Origin of the sequence: Saccharopolyspora pogona, assembly GCF_014697215.1 — a bacterium.
In the GTDB taxonomy this organism is placed as follows: Bacteria; Actinomycetota; Actinomycetes; order Mycobacteriales; family Pseudonocardiaceae; genus Saccharopolyspora; species Saccharopolyspora hattusasensis.
On record NZ_CP031142.1, the window covers coordinates 1,393,574 to 1,408,864 of the forward strand.

Annotated in this window: 15 protein-coding genes and 1 pseudogene; 3 read left to right on the top strand and 13 right to left on the bottom strand. The window is 67.2% G+C overall.

All coding sequences use genetic code 11. The features are described from left to right. Positions 1-9 precede the first annotated feature (9 nt). The 3 genes from DL519_RS05990 to DL519_RS06000 all read right to left on the bottom strand — a co-directional run bounded on the left by DL519_RS05990 (position 10) and on the right by DL519_RS06000 (position 2,132). Entirely contained in the window at positions 10-786 is a 777-nt protein-coding gene (locus tag DL519_RS05990; RefSeq protein ID WP_190813230.1) for an enoyl-CoA hydratase-related protein, read from the bottom strand. Positions 787-816: 30 nt separating this feature from the next. After that, the gene (locus DL519_RS05995; protein WP_190813231.1) at positions 817-1,317 is read right to left on the bottom strand and encodes a nuclear transport factor 2 family protein; all 501 of its coding nucleotides are present in this window, start codon (positions 1,315-1,317) and stop codon (positions 817-819) included. Between the two features lie 134 nt (positions 1,318-1,451). Then, positions 1,452-2,132, bottom strand: coding sequence for a carboxymuconolactone decarboxylase family protein (locus DL519_RS06000; protein ID WP_190813232.1), 681 nt, complete (start codon positions 2,130-2,132; stop codon positions 1,452-1,454). Positions 2,133-2,305: 173 nt separating this feature from the next. Between DL519_RS06000 and DL519_RS49705 the strand changes: the two are divergent. Further along, a pseudogene (locus tag DL519_RS49705) lies at positions 2,306-2,620 on the top strand (hypothetical protein); the annotation flags it as partial. Positions 2,621-2,779: 159 nt separating this feature from the next. Here DL519_RS49705 and DL519_RS06010 read toward each other — a convergent pair. The 3 genes from DL519_RS06010 to DL519_RS06020 form a co-directional block, all read right to left on the bottom strand. Beyond that, positions 2,780-3,286 (bottom strand): nuclear transport factor 2 family protein, encoded by a 507-nt coding sequence (locus DL519_RS06010; protein ID WP_223838492.1) that lies wholly within the window; start codon positions 3,284-3,286, stop codon positions 2,780-2,782. A gap of 87 nt (positions 3,287-3,373) precedes the next feature. Beyond that, complete coding sequence (locus DL519_RS06015; RefSeq protein WP_190813234.1) at positions 3,374-4,222, bottom strand: enoyl-CoA hydratase-related protein; 849 nt, start codon at positions 4,220-4,222, stop codon at positions 3,374-3,376. 418 nt (positions 4,223-4,640) lie between these two features. Beyond that, positions 4,641-5,462, bottom strand: a complete 822-nt coding sequence (locus DL519_RS06020; protein WP_190813235.1) for a mycofactocin-coupled SDR family oxidoreductase — start codon at positions 5,460-5,462, stop codon at positions 4,641-4,643. On the opposite strand from DL519_RS06020, the gene DL519_RS06025 reads away from it, so the two are divergent. Beyond that, positions 5,397-6,563: an alcohol dehydrogenase catalytic domain-containing protein gene (locus DL519_RS06025; RefSeq protein WP_223838493.1), complete on the top strand. Its 1,167-nt coding sequence runs from the start codon at positions 5,397-5,399 to the stop codon at positions 6,561-6,563. The genes DL519_RS06020 and DL519_RS06025 overlap by 66 nt on opposite strands. 231 nt (positions 6,564-6,794) lie before the next feature. Then, positions 6,795-7,067 (top strand): DUF1028 domain-containing protein, encoded by a 273-nt coding sequence (locus DL519_RS49710; RefSeq protein WP_397545038.1) that lies wholly within the window; start codon positions 6,795-6,797, stop codon positions 7,065-7,067. 56 nt (positions 7,068-7,123) lie between these two features. Here the strand turns inward: DL519_RS49710 and DL519_RS06030 are convergent, their stop codons facing one another. The 7 genes from DL519_RS06030 to DL519_RS06060 form a co-directional block, all read right to left on the bottom strand. Beyond that, positions 7,124-8,167 carry an alcohol dehydrogenase catalytic domain-containing protein gene (locus DL519_RS06030; protein WP_190813236.1) on the bottom strand — a complete coding sequence of 348 codons (1,044 nt, stop codon included), beginning with the start codon at positions 8,165-8,167 and terminating at the stop codon, positions 7,124-7,126. Positions 8,168-8,172: 5 nt separating this feature from the next. Next, positions 8,173-9,027: an SDR family NAD(P)-dependent oxidoreductase gene (locus DL519_RS06035; protein WP_190813237.1), complete on the bottom strand. Its 855-nt coding sequence runs from the start codon at positions 9,025-9,027 to the stop codon at positions 8,173-8,175. Positions 9,028-9,076: 49 nt separating this feature from the next. Then, positions 9,077-9,970, bottom strand: coding sequence for a 1,4-dihydroxy-2-naphthoyl-CoA synthase (gene menB, locus DL519_RS06040; protein WP_223838494.1), 894 nt, complete (start codon positions 9,968-9,970; stop codon positions 9,077-9,079). Between the two features lie 3 nt (positions 9,971-9,973). Next, complete coding sequence (locus DL519_RS06045) at positions 9,974-11,293, bottom strand: MFS transporter (RefSeq protein ID WP_190813238.1); 1,320 nt, start codon at positions 11,291-11,293, stop codon at positions 9,974-9,976. 141 nt (positions 11,294-11,434) lie between these two features. Beyond that, positions 11,435-12,229 (bottom strand): enoyl-CoA hydratase/isomerase family protein, encoded by a 795-nt coding sequence (locus DL519_RS06050; RefSeq protein ID WP_190813239.1) that lies wholly within the window; start codon positions 12,227-12,229, stop codon positions 11,435-11,437. A 17-nt stretch (positions 12,230-12,246) separates the two neighbouring features. Then, positions 12,247-13,215, bottom strand: a complete 969-nt coding sequence (locus DL519_RS06055) for a hydroxymethylglutaryl-CoA lyase (RefSeq protein WP_190813240.1) — start codon at positions 13,213-13,215, stop codon at positions 12,247-12,249. A 31-nt stretch (positions 13,216-13,246) separates the two neighbouring features. Next, a complete protein-coding gene (locus DL519_RS06060; protein WP_223838495.1) occupies positions 13,247-15,178 on the bottom strand; it encodes an AMP-binding protein in 1,932 nt (643 codons plus the stop codon). Positions 15,179-15,291: the final 113 nt, after the last annotated feature.

Below are 15,291 nucleotides of genomic sequence, written 5' to 3' on the forward strand. Positions count from 1 at the left end.
GCGCCGGGCTCAGCGGCCTGTCCACTGGGGAGCGCGGCGCTCGGTGAACGCCGCACGCCCCTCTTTAACGTCGTCCGAGTTGGCGTACGCCTCGATCGGCTCGTACTTCGTGGCCAGGGCGGTCTCCAGGGAACCCTGCAGCCCCTTCAACATGGCGTGCTTGGCGGCCTGCTGGGCCAGTGGCGATGCCGCCATCAGCTTCGCGGCCCACCGCATCGCGGCCTCGTCCAGCTCGGCGTAGGGGACGACTTCGTTGACCAGCCCGTAGGACAGGGCGTCGGCGGCGGGCAGCCGCTCCCCGGTCAGCACCAGCGCCAGCGCAATGTGGTGTGGCAGCTGGCGAATCGCCCGGTGCATCACACCGCACTCGCCGATGATGCCGGCCTTGACCTCGGGCAGGCCGAACTTGGTGTTGTCGGCGGCGACGATGATGTCGGCGCACATCGCCAGCTCGAACCCGCCGCCGAGGGCGTAGCCCTGCACTGCGGCGATCAACGGCTTCTTGAGCACCCGGAGCGGGCCGCCGATGCCGGTCAGCCCGCCACCGAGGGCCAGCCGCGAGGCGTCGGCCTCTGTGCCGCCACTGATGTCGGCGCCGGCGCAGAAGGCCTTCTCGCCCGCGGCGCCCAGGATCGCGACCCAGATGTCCGGGTCGGCGTCGATCGTGTCCCAGGTCCTCGCCAGCTCGACGTCGAGTTCGTGGGAGATCGAGTTAAGGGCCTTGGGGCGGTTGAGGGTGACCCGGGCGACATGGTCGGTCACCTCGAAGAGCAGTTCGTCGGACACTCTTGGCTCGCTTCCTCGCGTGGGCCCGGATCAGACGGCGTTGTTGCGCGGGATCGGGTTCAGGGCGTTGCCCTTGGCGTGGTAGTTCTCGGTGCCGGCGTGCTTGAGCTCGCGGCGGGCGATCCGCCAGCCGCCGGCGGTGCGCACGAAGGTGTCGTGGTACTGGCCCATGACGATGCCGTCCGGACGCTCCCGGTTGTACCGGTGCCACGCGTAGACCTGCGAGCGCACGGTCGCGGTGTCCTCGTCGGTGAAGTCGATGACGACGTTCGACACGTGGTGGCTGGTGCCGGCGAAGAAGGCGCCGATCCCGAACTTCTCGTGCTCCAGCGTGGCGAGGTAGGCGTCGGCGCCGTCGGCGCCGTGGTCCGGGCCGTACGCGATTTGGCAGCCGGGGGTGAACAGAGCGACCAGGCTCTTCGGCTCGTTGTGATCGAGGTAGTGGGCGTAGTCGTAGAGGACCCGTTCGATCTCCTGGCGGTCCACCAGGCGCTGGACGGTCGCCAGGAGGTTGTCGTCGTTGACCTTCATCGTCACTCCGTTCTCGGTCCAGGATCAGACCGTCGGTATTGCGCAGTTTACGTTCGCGTAGATTTATCGTCAACACTTGCGTAAACGAAGGAGGGACTGGTTGCGGGGGGCGATCCGGCCGGCCGTGAGCTCCATCAGCCGGCCGCGGGCACCCCGGGGTGCGAGGGCGCCGCGGCCGCGATGTCGAGAGCGTGCAGGATCGCGGTGCGGCTCGCGCCGAGTTTCACTGCGTTTTTCAGATGCAGGCGCATTCCCGGCAGGTAGCGGTGGGTCGGGGTGGCGTCGGACGCCATCGACATGAGCTCTTTGACCCGCCCCCGCACCGCGCCAGTCCGCCAGGGAACGGCGCAGTAGTCGAAAAACGCTTGGTATGCCTCGGGAGACAGGCGGAGCAGGGCGTCCAGGAAACCGGGGACCTCCTGCTCGAAGCCCACCCAGTAGGGGTCGTCCCCCTGGAACCTGTCGCGCATGGCGATCCGCTCGTCATCAAGTTGTTCGCTCGGCCCGTCCCCGCGTTCGACGACCGCATCCAGCACCCGCCGCGACCCCTCCATCAGGGAGTGCACGCCCAGCCCGGACACCACGACCAGCGTCTCGTGAACCTGGGCGGCGCTTGCCCCCGCGTCCAGCGCGGCCCGGATGGCCCGGTCAATACCGGCGGTGTCCAGGGTCGACACGGCGGCGTGCACGGCCAACCGGATCAGAGAGGCCGAGACCGGGTCGAGGTCCTCGCCTGCCGGGACGGCGGTGAGCAGCGACTGAGCCTCGGATCGCAACCCGTCGAGCGTCACCAGGAATTCTCGGGGATCGGTCACGCGCCGGTCCTCCCTTCCGTGCATTGTGTGGAATCGGTCATGGGGGTGCTCCCGCAATTCCTTGGAACCAGGGCGAGGTCGGCGATGACCGATAAACGCGGTGGTACCGCCTTGACCACGGCTCCTCCGCCCCGCCGCGTCGACCGGAAGTGGTTTGGCGAAGCGCCGGCGCAGTGCCCAGATCGAGGGCGGCGCGGTCTACCAGGCCAAGCGCAACGAGCTCCTCCAGATCGCGGGCGACGTCTTCAAGGAGAAGTGCTTCGAGACCGCGGCTGTGGAGGCTGATCGAGTTGCAGATCAGCTCGTACGAGGCGAACTTCCCCTACGCCTACGTGTATATCCAGGAGGACATGGGGAAGGTGGCCTTCCAGACGACCGCGTGGGCGAAGGAGATGGTCCGCAAGACCCGCCGTTTCGAGTCCGTCGTCCCCGACGTCATCACGTCGGGGATAAAGAGCGGTGAATTCCGAGAGGACCTCTCGGTCCCACTTGTCGTGAAGACGCTTTTCGGAATGGTCAATTGGACTCATCAGTGGTTCAGGCCAGGGGACGCAAGCACACTGCAAAGCAGACCGTGGACACGTTTTCGGCGATCCTCTTCGACGGTATGTGCCGACCCTCCTGAACGTCGGGTCGGCACATACCGCTCAGCTGCGGGGCAGATCGGCCGGAACTGGGTCGGCCCCGGGCCACCGGGCGCGATTCGTTGTGGTGAGGGAGGTTCCGACCTCGTCCCACGGGCCGACGTGGATGATCGCCATCTCGCGGGACCCGAACTTCCAGCCGTCCGCGGTACGGACGTAGGTGTCGTAGTAGCGGACCGCGCCATAGATCGTGGTTCCCCCGCGCGCGAGCTCCAGGTGGGCCCCTACCACGCCGCTGGCGTGGTCGTCGTCGGTGAATGTGATCAGCGTGGTGTTCTGGGTGTGAATGGTCACGCCCATGTTCTGCCGGTCCGCCTGGATGAAATTGACGACAGACTCCCGGTCACTGCCGCCGGGGAACGCGCCCGCGGCGAACGATCCGTTTTCCGCGAACGTCCATCCCAGCGTCTCCCAGTCGTCGTCATCGGCGGCCAGGAAGTACTTGAGGACGAGGTCCTCGATCTCGGCCCGGTCCTCGAGCCGGCTGATTCGTGCTTCGAGGTCTGTCATGGTGATCATCCTTTCTCTCCGCGATCGCTGCCGACGGCGGTGTCGGTGGAGGCGTCCGCGTTGCCTCGGCGGCCCGCGGACGGTGGATCAGCCTGCTCCGGAGGTGGGCTTGCGGAACTCCGCGATGGCGGCCTTGAGGCCGATCCTCCCGATCCACTCGCGCAGCTCCAGGACGGATGGGGACAGGTGCAAGAGCGCGTCCATCTCGGAAACCTGGGCGGCGGCCGTGCGGACTCCCATGGCGTCCATGGTCCGGTTGATGGCGAGCTTCTTGATCCGCAGGACATCCGGCGGAATGCGGGCCATCCGTTCGGCCATGTCCTCGGCGGTGCTGACGACTGCGTCGGCGGGGACGGCGTGGTTCGCCCAGCCCCACTCGGTTGCGGTGCGGCCGTCGATCGTGTTGCCAGGAAGGAGCGCCAGTTCTTTGGCGCGCTTCGGCCCCACCAGCGGGGCCCAAAGCGGCGCGATGTATCCACCGCCGATGGGCAGCGCCGGTTCCCCGATCTTCGCGTCCTCGGCGACGATGGTGATGTCGCAGAAGACGCAGAGCTGGGTCGCCCCGGCAATGCAGTAGCCGTGCACCGCCGCGATCACCGGCTTGGGGTGATCCCAGATCGCGAGGTAGCGGTTCACGTTGCGCGCTAACCGCTCACGGTCGGCGACCGGGTCCGCCGCTTTCGGCTTGCCGACCTGGTCCACGTCGTAACCTGCGCAGAACCCCTTTCCCTCGCCACGGATACCGACGATCGCGCCTCCGGCGTCCGCGAGCCGTGCCAGCGCGTCGGAGAACTCGTCGAGCATCGCGTTGGACAGCGCGTTGGCCTTGTCCGGCCGGTTCAGCACAATCCAAGAGATGGCCCCGCGGTGCTCGATCCGGATGTCGCGGTACTCGGGCAGGCCGAGCGCGGAGTGGTCCGCTGCGGTCGCGGTCATCGCCGCGCTCCTTTCGTGCGTGACCCCGTGCCACGGGCGGGAGCCGCCTCGTCGCACAGCGGGCCGGTTTGGTCGACGACACCGTCACGGCGCCCATCCTCCGGCTGGCAGAGCGGTCCGCCGGGCGGCATCGTCGAAATGCAGACGCCCCCTCCCTGGGGCCGGACTCCGACGAGGATATCTACACGGATGTAAACGGTCAACGTTGCAGGTCTATGCTGGTGTAGATCGAGTTGTGGTCGGCACCGCGCAGTTCTATGCCTGGTCCGACGACGGTCGTCCCGATCGACGCTCCCAGCCGACCGCGTCGACATCAACCGGCAACATCGGATTCCGGTGCGCGAGGGATGCGTGAGATACGCCGTCCGCTAGAGCGGGGGCCGGGCCACCCTGCGCGTGGCAGGGCCCCCGCGGCCTGCTACCGAGCGTTGAACCCGGCGTCTACGGGAAGCGTCACTCCGGTGACGTAGCGGCCGTCGTCGCTGACGAGGTAGAGGATTGCGTTGCTGATGTCGACCGGCTCCGTAAGTCCGACGGGCATCAGGTTCGCTGCCATCTGGGCAACCTGAGGGTTCTCCTCGAGGTACCGGCCCACCACTTCGTTCTCCACCATCGGGGTTGCGACGCCGGTGGGATGCACCGTGTTCACCCGAATGCCGTGCGGAGACAACCAGTTCGCGAAGCTGCGCATCAGCCCCACGACGCCGTGCTTGGCAGCGGCGTATCCGTGCGTGCCGGCCGAGCCGTCCGTGCCACGGCCGGTAAGCCCCTGGGTGGAGCTGGTCAGGACGATCGCACCGCCGGCCCCGCGGTCGATCATGTCCTGAGCCGCGACGTAGACCGTATTCCAGACACCGATCAGGTTTACCCCCACAACGTCGTTGAAGGATTGGACCGGGTCCGGCTCCTTACTGCCGAGCTGGCAGATACCGGCGTTGCCCAGGATGATGTCGACTGGACCGAGCTCGGCGACGCCGGCTTTGTACGCATCCTGGAGTGCTGCGAAATCCCGGACGTCCGCCTTGGTGGTGTGGATGCGGCGGTCCAGCGCCTCGACCTGCTTCGCAGTATCGTCCATATCGGACTGACGGGACATCGGGTAGTCCACCGTCGCGATGTCCTGCAGCCAGTCGACCGCGATGATGTCCGCGCCCTCCTGCGCCAGGCGGATGGCGTGACTGCGCCCCTGTCCGCGCGCGGCTCCAGTGATGAATGCGACCTTGCCGTCCAGCTTGCCCATGGTCTCGTCTCCTTCGGCGAGTCGTTCCGGCGCGGTCATAGTTTACACAAACATAGACGACTACTAGTCTTTGAACAGCTAAAAGTAGAGAAAGTTGTTTACACTAACGTTAGTGATCGTGTTCGGGTATCGCCGAGCACGCAGGCAGTCGGGAGAGTCACCGTGCGCGCATGGCAGTTCACCGCGGTAGGAGAGTCGCTGCAGATGACAACCCTGCCGGATCCCGAACCCGGCCCGGGCGAGATCGTCGTCGCCATCAAGGCCTCCGGCTTGTGCCACAGCGACGTCAGCTTCATGGACGGGACCATCACCGCGCTTCTCGGACATCTGCCGATCGTTCTCGGTCACGAGATCGCCGGCGAGGTCACGGCTGTAGGCAGCGGCGTTGGGGACTTCACCGTCGGCGACCGGGTCGGCGTGCCTGCCGTCACCGACGGACCCGGCACCGCCATTAACGGTGGCTTCGCCGAGCTGGTCCGCCTCCCCGCCACTCTCGCCGTCCGGATCCCCGACGAGGTCTCCTACGAACAAGCGGCACCAGCCACAGACGCAGGCCGCACCGCCTACCGGGCGATCCACACCGCCGGTCATGTCACCAAAGACCAGAACGTCGGCATCATCGGTTTCGGCGGCATTGGCTCCCTCGGCGCACAGATCGCCCTCGCCGCAGGCGCCGCCATCTACGTCGCCGACACCAACTCAGCCGCCCTGGATGCCGCGCGGGCCCTCGGGGCAAGCGGTGTCGCGGCCGATATCCGGGACTTCGAAGCACAGAACCTTGACGTGATCGTGGACTTCGCCGGCTTCGGAACGACTACCGCGTCTGCAATCGACGCCGTTAGACCATCCGGGCGGGTGGTCCAGATCGGGCTCGCGGTCGAGATGGCGACGATCTCCGCGCAGAAGATGGTCCTCAAGGACCTGACCTACGTGGGTGCCTCCAACGGCGAGCAGCACGAATTCGTCGGAGCCCTCAACCTCCTGGCCGATGGCATGATCCGCGCCGACACGATCCCGATCACCTTCGACCAGATCCCCGACAGCCTCCGTCGGCTACAGGAGGGCGGCGTGCGCGGACGATTTGTCGTCCTGCTTGAGTAGTTGTAGTAGGGCGCCGCTGGCCGGCTACGTTGCCGATGACGCTCAACGGCAGCGGAGTGTCCATGATGCACACTCATTGTGGCGATCTTGCTGGCGTTGCGGACGTTGCCGGTGCGCAGCCAGGTTTCCAGGCGGGCCATGGCGATCCGTCGCAGCGTGGCCGGGGTTTGGTAGCCGGTCAGCAGCGTGAGCTGTCCGGCGCGATCCTCGACCGACTGGCCGTCCACGGCGATGCCCGGCTGGCAACCTGCTCAGCAGCAGCGAAATCCCGGCGATCATGGTCGAGCCTTCGAATCCGCGACGGGTGAGCTCGAAGAACGGCTGCTCGCCGCGATGCACGCAGCGCTCGAAGCGGGTGGTGAGGCAGGGCCGGTGCACTCTGAGGGCGGTTCGCCCAGGCCGCTCGCTGAAGGAGTCGTCGCCCAGCCACAACACGGAGAACGGCGCCCGCTCGCAGCCCGCTGCGGCGAAGGGATGCCGTCTGGACACGGCGTACACAGGTGATCGGGGCGGTTCGGTACTGGCCCCCGAGTCACTCCAGTTAGGCGGAGTGGAAGGCATCAGTCCATGACAATGACGGCTCGGCCGAAGAGTCGACCGCTCTCCAGATCGTCGAACGCGGCCAGGGCATCCTCGAACCCGTAGCGCGTGATCCGGGTGGTGAGCCGGCGGGTGCGGGCGAGGCCGACGAGATCGACGAGATCCTGCTGGGTACCGCTGAAAGGCCGGCTGATGGTCGCGCCTCGTGGCAGGGTCGTCGATGTTCGGCCGGTTTCGAACTGGAACGTTCCGTCCCCCTGGCCGGGAACGCGGATTGTGCCGTACGGCGCGACAACGGCGCCAGCCAGCGCAAGTGTCGTCGTGGTCCCGACAAGGTCGAGTACGAAGTCGGCACCGTGTCCGCCCGCAGCGCGCAGCACTTTCTCCTCGATGTCGTCGTCGGTGGACAGGAATGTGTGGTCCACCTTGGAGCGGACCTCGTCGAGCGCCTGCTCTCTCACGTCCAGGGCGATGGCTTGGGCCACTGTGGACGCCCTGAGGATCTCGATGGCGAACTGGCCCAGGCCTCCGATCCCGATGACGACCGCGCACGATCCCGGGCGCAAGAGGCCGCGCACCGCGTTGATCGAGTGATACGGCACCAGGCCTGCGTCGGTGAGCGTGGCTGCGAATGCCGGGTCGAGCCCGTCCGCCGCCACCAACGCCGTGGCCGGGACCGCGACGAAGTCTGCGATGCCGCCATTGACCGAGACACCGGGTACTGGTGGCTGGCTGAGTCGTCCCGCGGTGCTCAGACACGCGTTCGTGAGTCCCGCGACGCACTGCCGGCAGGTTCCGCACGACCACACCGGGTGCACGATCACCTGGTCACCCACAGCGAAGGACGTGACCCCGTCTCCCAGTTCGACGATCGTGCCGGCGATCTCGTGTCCGAGGACGGTGCCGGGGGGAATCGCCGGCTGTGGGCTCGCGCGGAAATGAACGTCGGTGTGGCAGATGCCCGCCGCGGCGACGCGGATGAGAACCCGACCCGGCGTTGTGACGGGCATCGGCACGTCTGTTCGGGCGACGTGGCCGGTCCCGAGGTACTGGATGGCCCGCATCGGCGTCAGCTCGCGATCGAGATTCCGCCGTTCACGCTGATCACCTGGCCGGTGACCCGTCGCGCCAACGGTGAGGCGAGGAAGAGGATCGCGTTCGACAGGTCCTCGGGTTCGGTGAGGCCGAGATGGGCCTGCGCGGCGATCCGGTCGAAGATCTTTTTGCTGAACTCGGTCGCCATGGCGCGCTCGTGGGAGCCGGTGTCCACGATCATCGACGGTGTGAGGACGTTGACCCGTACGCCATACCGTTTCGCTTCGAGCGCGAGCGTTTGCGAGAAGGTGACGATCGCCGCCATGGCCGCGCCGATTCCTGTCTCGCCGGGTGTGGGCACACGTTGCGCGTCGGAGGCGATGTTCACGATCGCACCACTCTGTTCGGGACGCATCACGTCGATCGCCGCTCGGCAGACGAGCATGGTTCCCAGCGCCTGCTGGGCGAGCACCGAGTGGAGATCCTCGATGGGCATGTTGTGGAGCGGAACCGGCATGTACGGGGCGACCGTGGAGTTCACCACGATGTCGAGCCCACCCATCCGCTCGGTGGCCGACGTGACGAGCCCGGTCGCGCCGTCGGCGGTGTTCACGTCCGCGGCGACGAACGTGCTCGTCGCGGTCGCTTCGGCGGCGACGGCTTTCGCGGCGGCTTCACCTCGATCCGGATTGCGCCCACCGACGACCACGTGGGCGGCTCCCGCTCGGGCGAAGGCTCGGGAGGTCGCGAGTCCGACTCCCGAGGTGCCGCCTGCGATCAGGACTCGAGCTCCCCGAAGTTGGAAGTCGGGCTGCTGATCGGAGGTTCGCCCGATCGCATCGGCCCGGTTTGCTCCCGAAACGCCATCCCCTACTTTTGGCCTTACCATTTTCGTAACCTTTCCGATTCGTGTGACGCCGTCAACCGCGATACTTGATTCAAGCCCGGCGCGGAAACGGCGTGAAGTCCGGTGTGCGCTTGGCCTTGAACGCCTCCCGCCCCTCCTGCGCTTCTGGCTGTCCGTAGAAGAGCAGGTTGGCGTCGTGGGCGAGGGCCTGGATGCCGGCATATCCGTCCTCGTGCGCATGAAAGCTCAGTTTGGACAGTCGCACCGCCCACGGTGAGAGCGCGAGGATCTCGCGCGCCCACCTGACCGTCTCCGCCTCCAGGTCCGCCAGCGGTACGACGGTGTTCACGAGGCCCATCGCGAGCGCCGTTGTGGCGTCGTACTGACGGCACAACATCCAGATCTCCTTGGCCTTCTTCGGGCCGACGAGGTCGGAGAGGATGCTCGCGCCGTAGCCGCCGTCGAACGAGCCGACCTTGGGGCCGACCTGCCCGAAGACCGCGTTGTCCGCGGCAATGGTCAGGTCGCACACCAGGTGCAGCACGTGGCCGCCACCGATCGCCCAGCCGGCCACCATCGCGATGATCGGTTTCGGGCAGCGTCGCATCGCGACGTGGAGATCGGTGACGTGGAACCTTCCGGTGGCGGAGGCATCGGTCCGATAGCCGCTGTCGCCACGCACGCGCTGGTCGCCGCCCGAGCAGAACGCCTTTCCTCCCGCGCCGGTCAAGATGATTACCCCGATCGACTCGTCCTCGCGTGCTGTGGTCAGTGCCGATGAGGCCTCGGTCAGTGTCTGTGGACGGAAGGCGTTGTGGACCTCCGGTCGGTTGATGGTGATCTTGGCAATTCCGTCCTTAGTGGTCTCATAGCGGATGTCGTCCCACTCTCCCCGGGCATTCCAGACAACGTCGGCGTTGGTGTTGCAGCCTGATCTGCCGGCCGCCGCGTCGGCGGCCGGCAGAAACTCGGTATTGTCAGACACGATCTAGCTCTGAACCGCCGCGGCGGGATGTGATGAGACGATCGAGCGGTCCCATCGATGCAGCGCGACGAAGGTTGCGGATACACCCAGTGCGCAGAGCACCACGCCGTAGGCGGCGAGGGGGAGCCAACCGCCCCAGTTCGCGCCGATCAGTGTGGCAGCCACCAGCGGGGCGATGCCTCCCATGACGCCCCCGAGCTGCTGGCCCAGTGACACGGCGCTGGCGCGGATATGGGTCGGGAACAGCTCGCAGAAGAACGCCGGGACGACTCCGTTGACCACGGCATGTCCCAGCCCGAGCACGAGTACGGTGGTCGCGAAGATCACCAGAGTGTTGGATGTCTCGAGCCCAAGGAAGAACACGAACAGCAGGGCACCTTCGGCGATCGTGCCGAGGATGATCGGCTTCTTGCGGCCGATGCGGTCGGAGAGCCCGCCCCAGAGCGGAGTCGCGGTGAACAGGAACACGGCCGCGAGCGTGACGATCGTCAGCATGGTCGTCTGGGGCACGCCGTGCGCGGTCGTGGCATACGACAGCGAGAAGACCGTCACGATGTAGAAGATCGTGTTCGGCGCGGCGGAGATCAGCGCGACCGCGAGCACGTCCTTGCTGTGCCCACGGAGCGCCTCCACCACCGGCACCCGTGGCTTGGTGACCTCGTCCCCAGCCGTGCGGAGGACCGTGGGTTCGGGGACTCCGAGCCGGACGATGAGGGCCACCGCGACGACCACGACGCTGAACAGGAACGGCACGCGCCAACCCCAGCTGGCGAAGGCGTCCGCGGGCATCAGCGAGAGCAGGCCGAACACACCGGTGGACAGCACGAGCCCCGCGAACGGTCCTGAATAGGCGAAGGCGCCGAAGAATCCGCGCCGACCTGGCGGCGCGTGTTCTACGGCGAACACCGAGGCCACGCCGAGTTCCCCGCCAAGCCCGAATCCCTGGATGAGCCGGAGTAGGAGCAGCAGCATCGGTGCCGCCGCGCCAATCGAGGAGTACGTCGGCAGCACCCCGATCAGGACCGTGGACACCCCCATCACCAGCAGCGTCGCGATCAGGCTTCGCTTGCGGCCAAGGTGGTCGGCGACGTGGCCGAAGACGATGCCGCCCAACGGCCGCACGACATAGCCGATCGCGAACGTCGCGAAGGCGGCCACGGTGCCGAGTGCGGGGGAGAGACCAGCGAAGAAGAGCTTGTTGAGCACGAGCGCGGCCGCCGTGCCGTAGACGAAGAAGTCGTAGTACTCGAGCATGCCGCCAACGAAACTCGCGATGGCTGCGCGCACGGGTGTTGTCGCTTGTGATGTCGGAGTGGATGCCATGGTGTCTCCTCGTTGAGCACGAACCTGCCGGCGATCACGGTCGATACGGCTGGTGAAGGCAGCTGTGATTGGGTCGATGTCGAGAACTGCGGTTGACAGATCTCCTGGGGTGAATGGACTCCTGTCTCGTGTGCCGAGGTGCTACACCTCTGTCCGGCCCCAGTGGCCCGACCAGTGCGGATCCCTGTGTTGGCGGAACGCCGTGACTCCCTCGACGATGTCGTCGGTGGTGAACGCGAGCGCGAGCTGTGCCTGGAGGACGCTCAGCGCGTCGGGGAGGCTCATGTCGCGGGTCGTCGCGATCGCGTCCTTGCCGAGCTTCGTCAGCAGGGGTGACTTGGTCGCGAGCTTGTGTGCCCACACGCGGACGGTGTCGTCGAACTCACCGGCGGGCACCACGGCGTTGATGATCTGCAGCGCGAGGGCCTCGTCGGCACTGATGAGATCTCCGAGGAGCATCAGTTCGTTGGCCTTGGCGCGGGGAACGCTGCGGTAGATGAGCGCCGAGATCATGAAGGGGAAGACGCCGACGTTGATCTCCGGGCACCCGAAGCGGACTCCCTCGCGAGCGAGGATGAGGTCGCAGGCGAGGGCGATGCCGAAGGCGCCGGCGAGCACGTCGCCGGACGCGGCGCAGATCGTCGGCTTGCCGAGCTGCCCCAGGGCGAGGAACAGCCGGGGAAAGCGGTCGAGACCCGCGTACTTCGTGACGGCCGGCTCGGAGTCCAAGAAGGCCTTGAGATCACCCCCGGCGGAGAAGACCTTGCCGTGTGTGGTGCCGAGGACGACGACTCGGACGGCAGGGTCGGACTTCGCCCGGTCGAGCGCATCGAGCAGCTCGTCGAGAAGCTTGTTGCTGAGGGCGTTCCTGGTGTCCGGGGAGTCGAGACGGACGTAGGCGACACCGTGGTCGTCGACGTCGTACTGTACGGGCATCGGGCGATCCTCGGGTGCTAGCAGTGGGGGTGGTCGTCGTCGAGTTTGGACGGTGACCAGGTGACGGGGCCTGCGACGATCGAGTGGCTGGAGAGCGTGCGGCCGAGGGTGGTCTGCGCGTCGAGGGCGGCTTCGATGATCCGGCCGAGGTCGAGGCCGGTGCCGACGCCCATCTCGTGGAACATGCTCACCAGGTCCTCGGTCGCGATGTTCCCGGTCGAACCCTTGGGCACCGGGCAACCGCCCAGCTCGCCGAAGCTCGACTCGAAGCTGTGACAGCCGGCCTCGAAGGCGGCGTACGCGTTGGCAAGGCCCTGTCCGCGGGTGTTGTGGAAGTGCGCGGTGATCTCGATGCCAGGGAGGCGTTCGAGGGCAGCGGCGAAGAACCTGCTCGCGTACGCCGGGTTGCACATGCCGGTGGTGTCGCCGAAGCCGATCTCCACGGCACCGGCCTCGGCGAACTGCTCGGCGAGATCGAGGACCCGGTCCGGCGGAACCTTGCCTTCGTAGGGGCAGCCGAAGGAGGTGGCGACGACCGCGCAGAAGCGCAGGCCGTCGTCGACGATGCGCTTGCCCATCCCCCGCACCTCCTCCATCGTCTCCTCGACGGTGCGGTTGATGTTCTTCTTGTTGTGGGTCTGGCTCGCGCTCACGAACAGCGTTGCCTCGTCGAAGTACTCGCGCTCGCGCAGGGCGTTGTCCAGGCCCTTGCTGTTCGGGATCAGTACCTGCCGAGCGACCTCGTCGGGTAGCTCGATGCCGTGGAGCACCTCGACGCCGTCCGCCAGCTGGGGGAGTACGTCGGGGCGCACGAAGCTCGCGACCTCGATGCGGGTGAGACCCGCACGACCGAGTGCGTTGATCAACCGGATCTTGTCGGCGGTCGGGATCGTCTCGGGCTCGTTCTGGAAGCCGTCCCTCGGCCCGACCTCGCGGATGCGGACGCGCCGGGTCTCGTCTTCGGTGCTGTTGTCGTAGTGGGGCATGTCTGTTCCTCTGTCGTTGTCGCCGGGGAGCTCAGCGCTCGCGGTGCACCTGCTGGCGGATCTGGTCCACTGCCCCGGGGTTCTCCGCGCCGGAGAGGTCACCGGGATCGCTGTCGAGGACGGCCGCACGGATCGCGCGGCGAAGGATCTTGGCGGAGCGGGTCTTCGGCAGCTGCTCGACGCGTATTATCCGGCTCGGCGCGAACGGCTTTCCGACCTCCGCCGCGACGGAGGCGCGCACGCGCTGGGCGATGTCGTCCTCGGAACTCGTCGCGGCCCGGCGGGCCACGTAGAAGACCCAGATGGCCTCACCTTTCTGCGGGTCGGGCACGCCGACGACCGCGGACTCCGCGACGTCCGGGTCGGTGGCGACGACCGACTCGATCTCGGCTGGTGCGACGCGCTTCCCGGCGACGTTCATGACGTCGTCCGACCGTCCGAGGATGTACCAGCCGTCCTCGTCGGCCTTGGCGAAGTCGCCGTGTCGCCACATCCCGGGGAACGTCGACCAGTAGGCCTCGTGGTAACGGTCCGGGTCCTTCCAGACGCCGCGGGTCATCGACGGCCACGGCTGGCGGCACACGAGCTCCCCGATCCCGCCACGCATACTCTCGCCGTGGTCGTCGACCACGTCGACGTCCATGCCCAGCGCCGGGCCGCCCAGGGAGCAGCTCCGGATGGACTCGACCGGATAGGGACACAGGAAGGACCCGCCGACCTCGGTGCCTCCGGAGAAGTTGATGACCGGTACCCGCTCGTCCAGCAGGTCGCGGGCGAGCCACTCGTAGGACTCCGGGTCCCACGGCTCGCCCGTCGATCCGATGACGCGCAAGGTCGAGAGGTCCCGGTCCGGCCTCGCCGTCGACGCTGCCCGCAGCGTGCGGGTGAGGGTGGGACTCAGACCGAGTGTCGAGATGCCGTGCTTCTCGACCAGATCCCAGAGCCTGGTCGTGTCGGGCACGTCGGGAGAGCCTTCGTAGAGGAGGAGGGTACCTCCGTTCGAGTGCGTTCCGAAGACCGTCAGCGGGCCCATGATCCAGCCCATGTCGGTGATCCAGGAGAGGGTTCGGCCGCGGGTTACCTCGAAGGCGTACGCGAGCTCGGAAGCGGTCTTGAGCAAGAAGCCGGCATGGGTGTGGACCGCCCCCTTCGGTTTCCCGGTGGTGCCCGAGGTGTAGGCGAGCAGCAGCACGTCCGATGCCGCCGTCGGCTCGACCATCGGGTCAGGGGCGGTCTCCAGGAGACGGGCCCAGCCGACCTCGCCCTCGGTCAGCTCGAGCGGCTCGGGCAGGTTGTGCACGACCACGGTGCTACGGACGGTGGGGCACTGCTCGCGTGCCGTGCGTAGCTGCTGGAGCATCGAAAGCGGGCGCCCGCGCCGGTGGGTCCCGTCAGCGGTCACGACCGCGACGGCGCCGGCGTCGCGGAGGCGTGCCGCGATCGCCGAGGGCGAGAAGCCGGAGAAGAGCGGGACGAGGATTGCGCCGAGGCCGGCAACCGCATACGTCGCGACGACGGCCTCGGCGATCATCGGCAGGTAGACCGCCACCGCGTCGCCCTTGCCGACGCCGAGCTCGCGCAACGCGGCTCTGAGCCTCGCGACGGCGTCGTCGAGCTGGGCGAACGTGAGGGTCGTGACCGCGCCGTCCTCGTTCTCGTGAACGACCGCGCGCGCGTCGGGATCCTCTGCCGCCCAGCTCGAGAGGCAGGCCTCCGCGGCGTTGAGACCCCCGCCGGCGAACCACTCCGGCCACTCGATGCCGCCCGAGAGGTCGAGGACCTGCGTGTACGGCGTGTGGAAGGGGATCGTCAGGTCGTCGACCACGGCCTCCCAGAACCTACCGATGTCCTCGACGGACACCGCGCGGAGATCGTCGGCCGTCTTCACATCGAGTCGCCGCATCAGACGGGCGACGTTGGAGTGTTCCAGGTAGTCAGCCGTCGGTTGCCATTCATAGGTCACGGTTGATCGCCCGCCTCTCCTGTCGGCGTTCCCTCCCGAAGGGAGCGCATCAGTATGGTCAGACCGAATTCGTGATGGCAATGGCCAGTTTGTTTCTCTTCGCTTTTGTATTT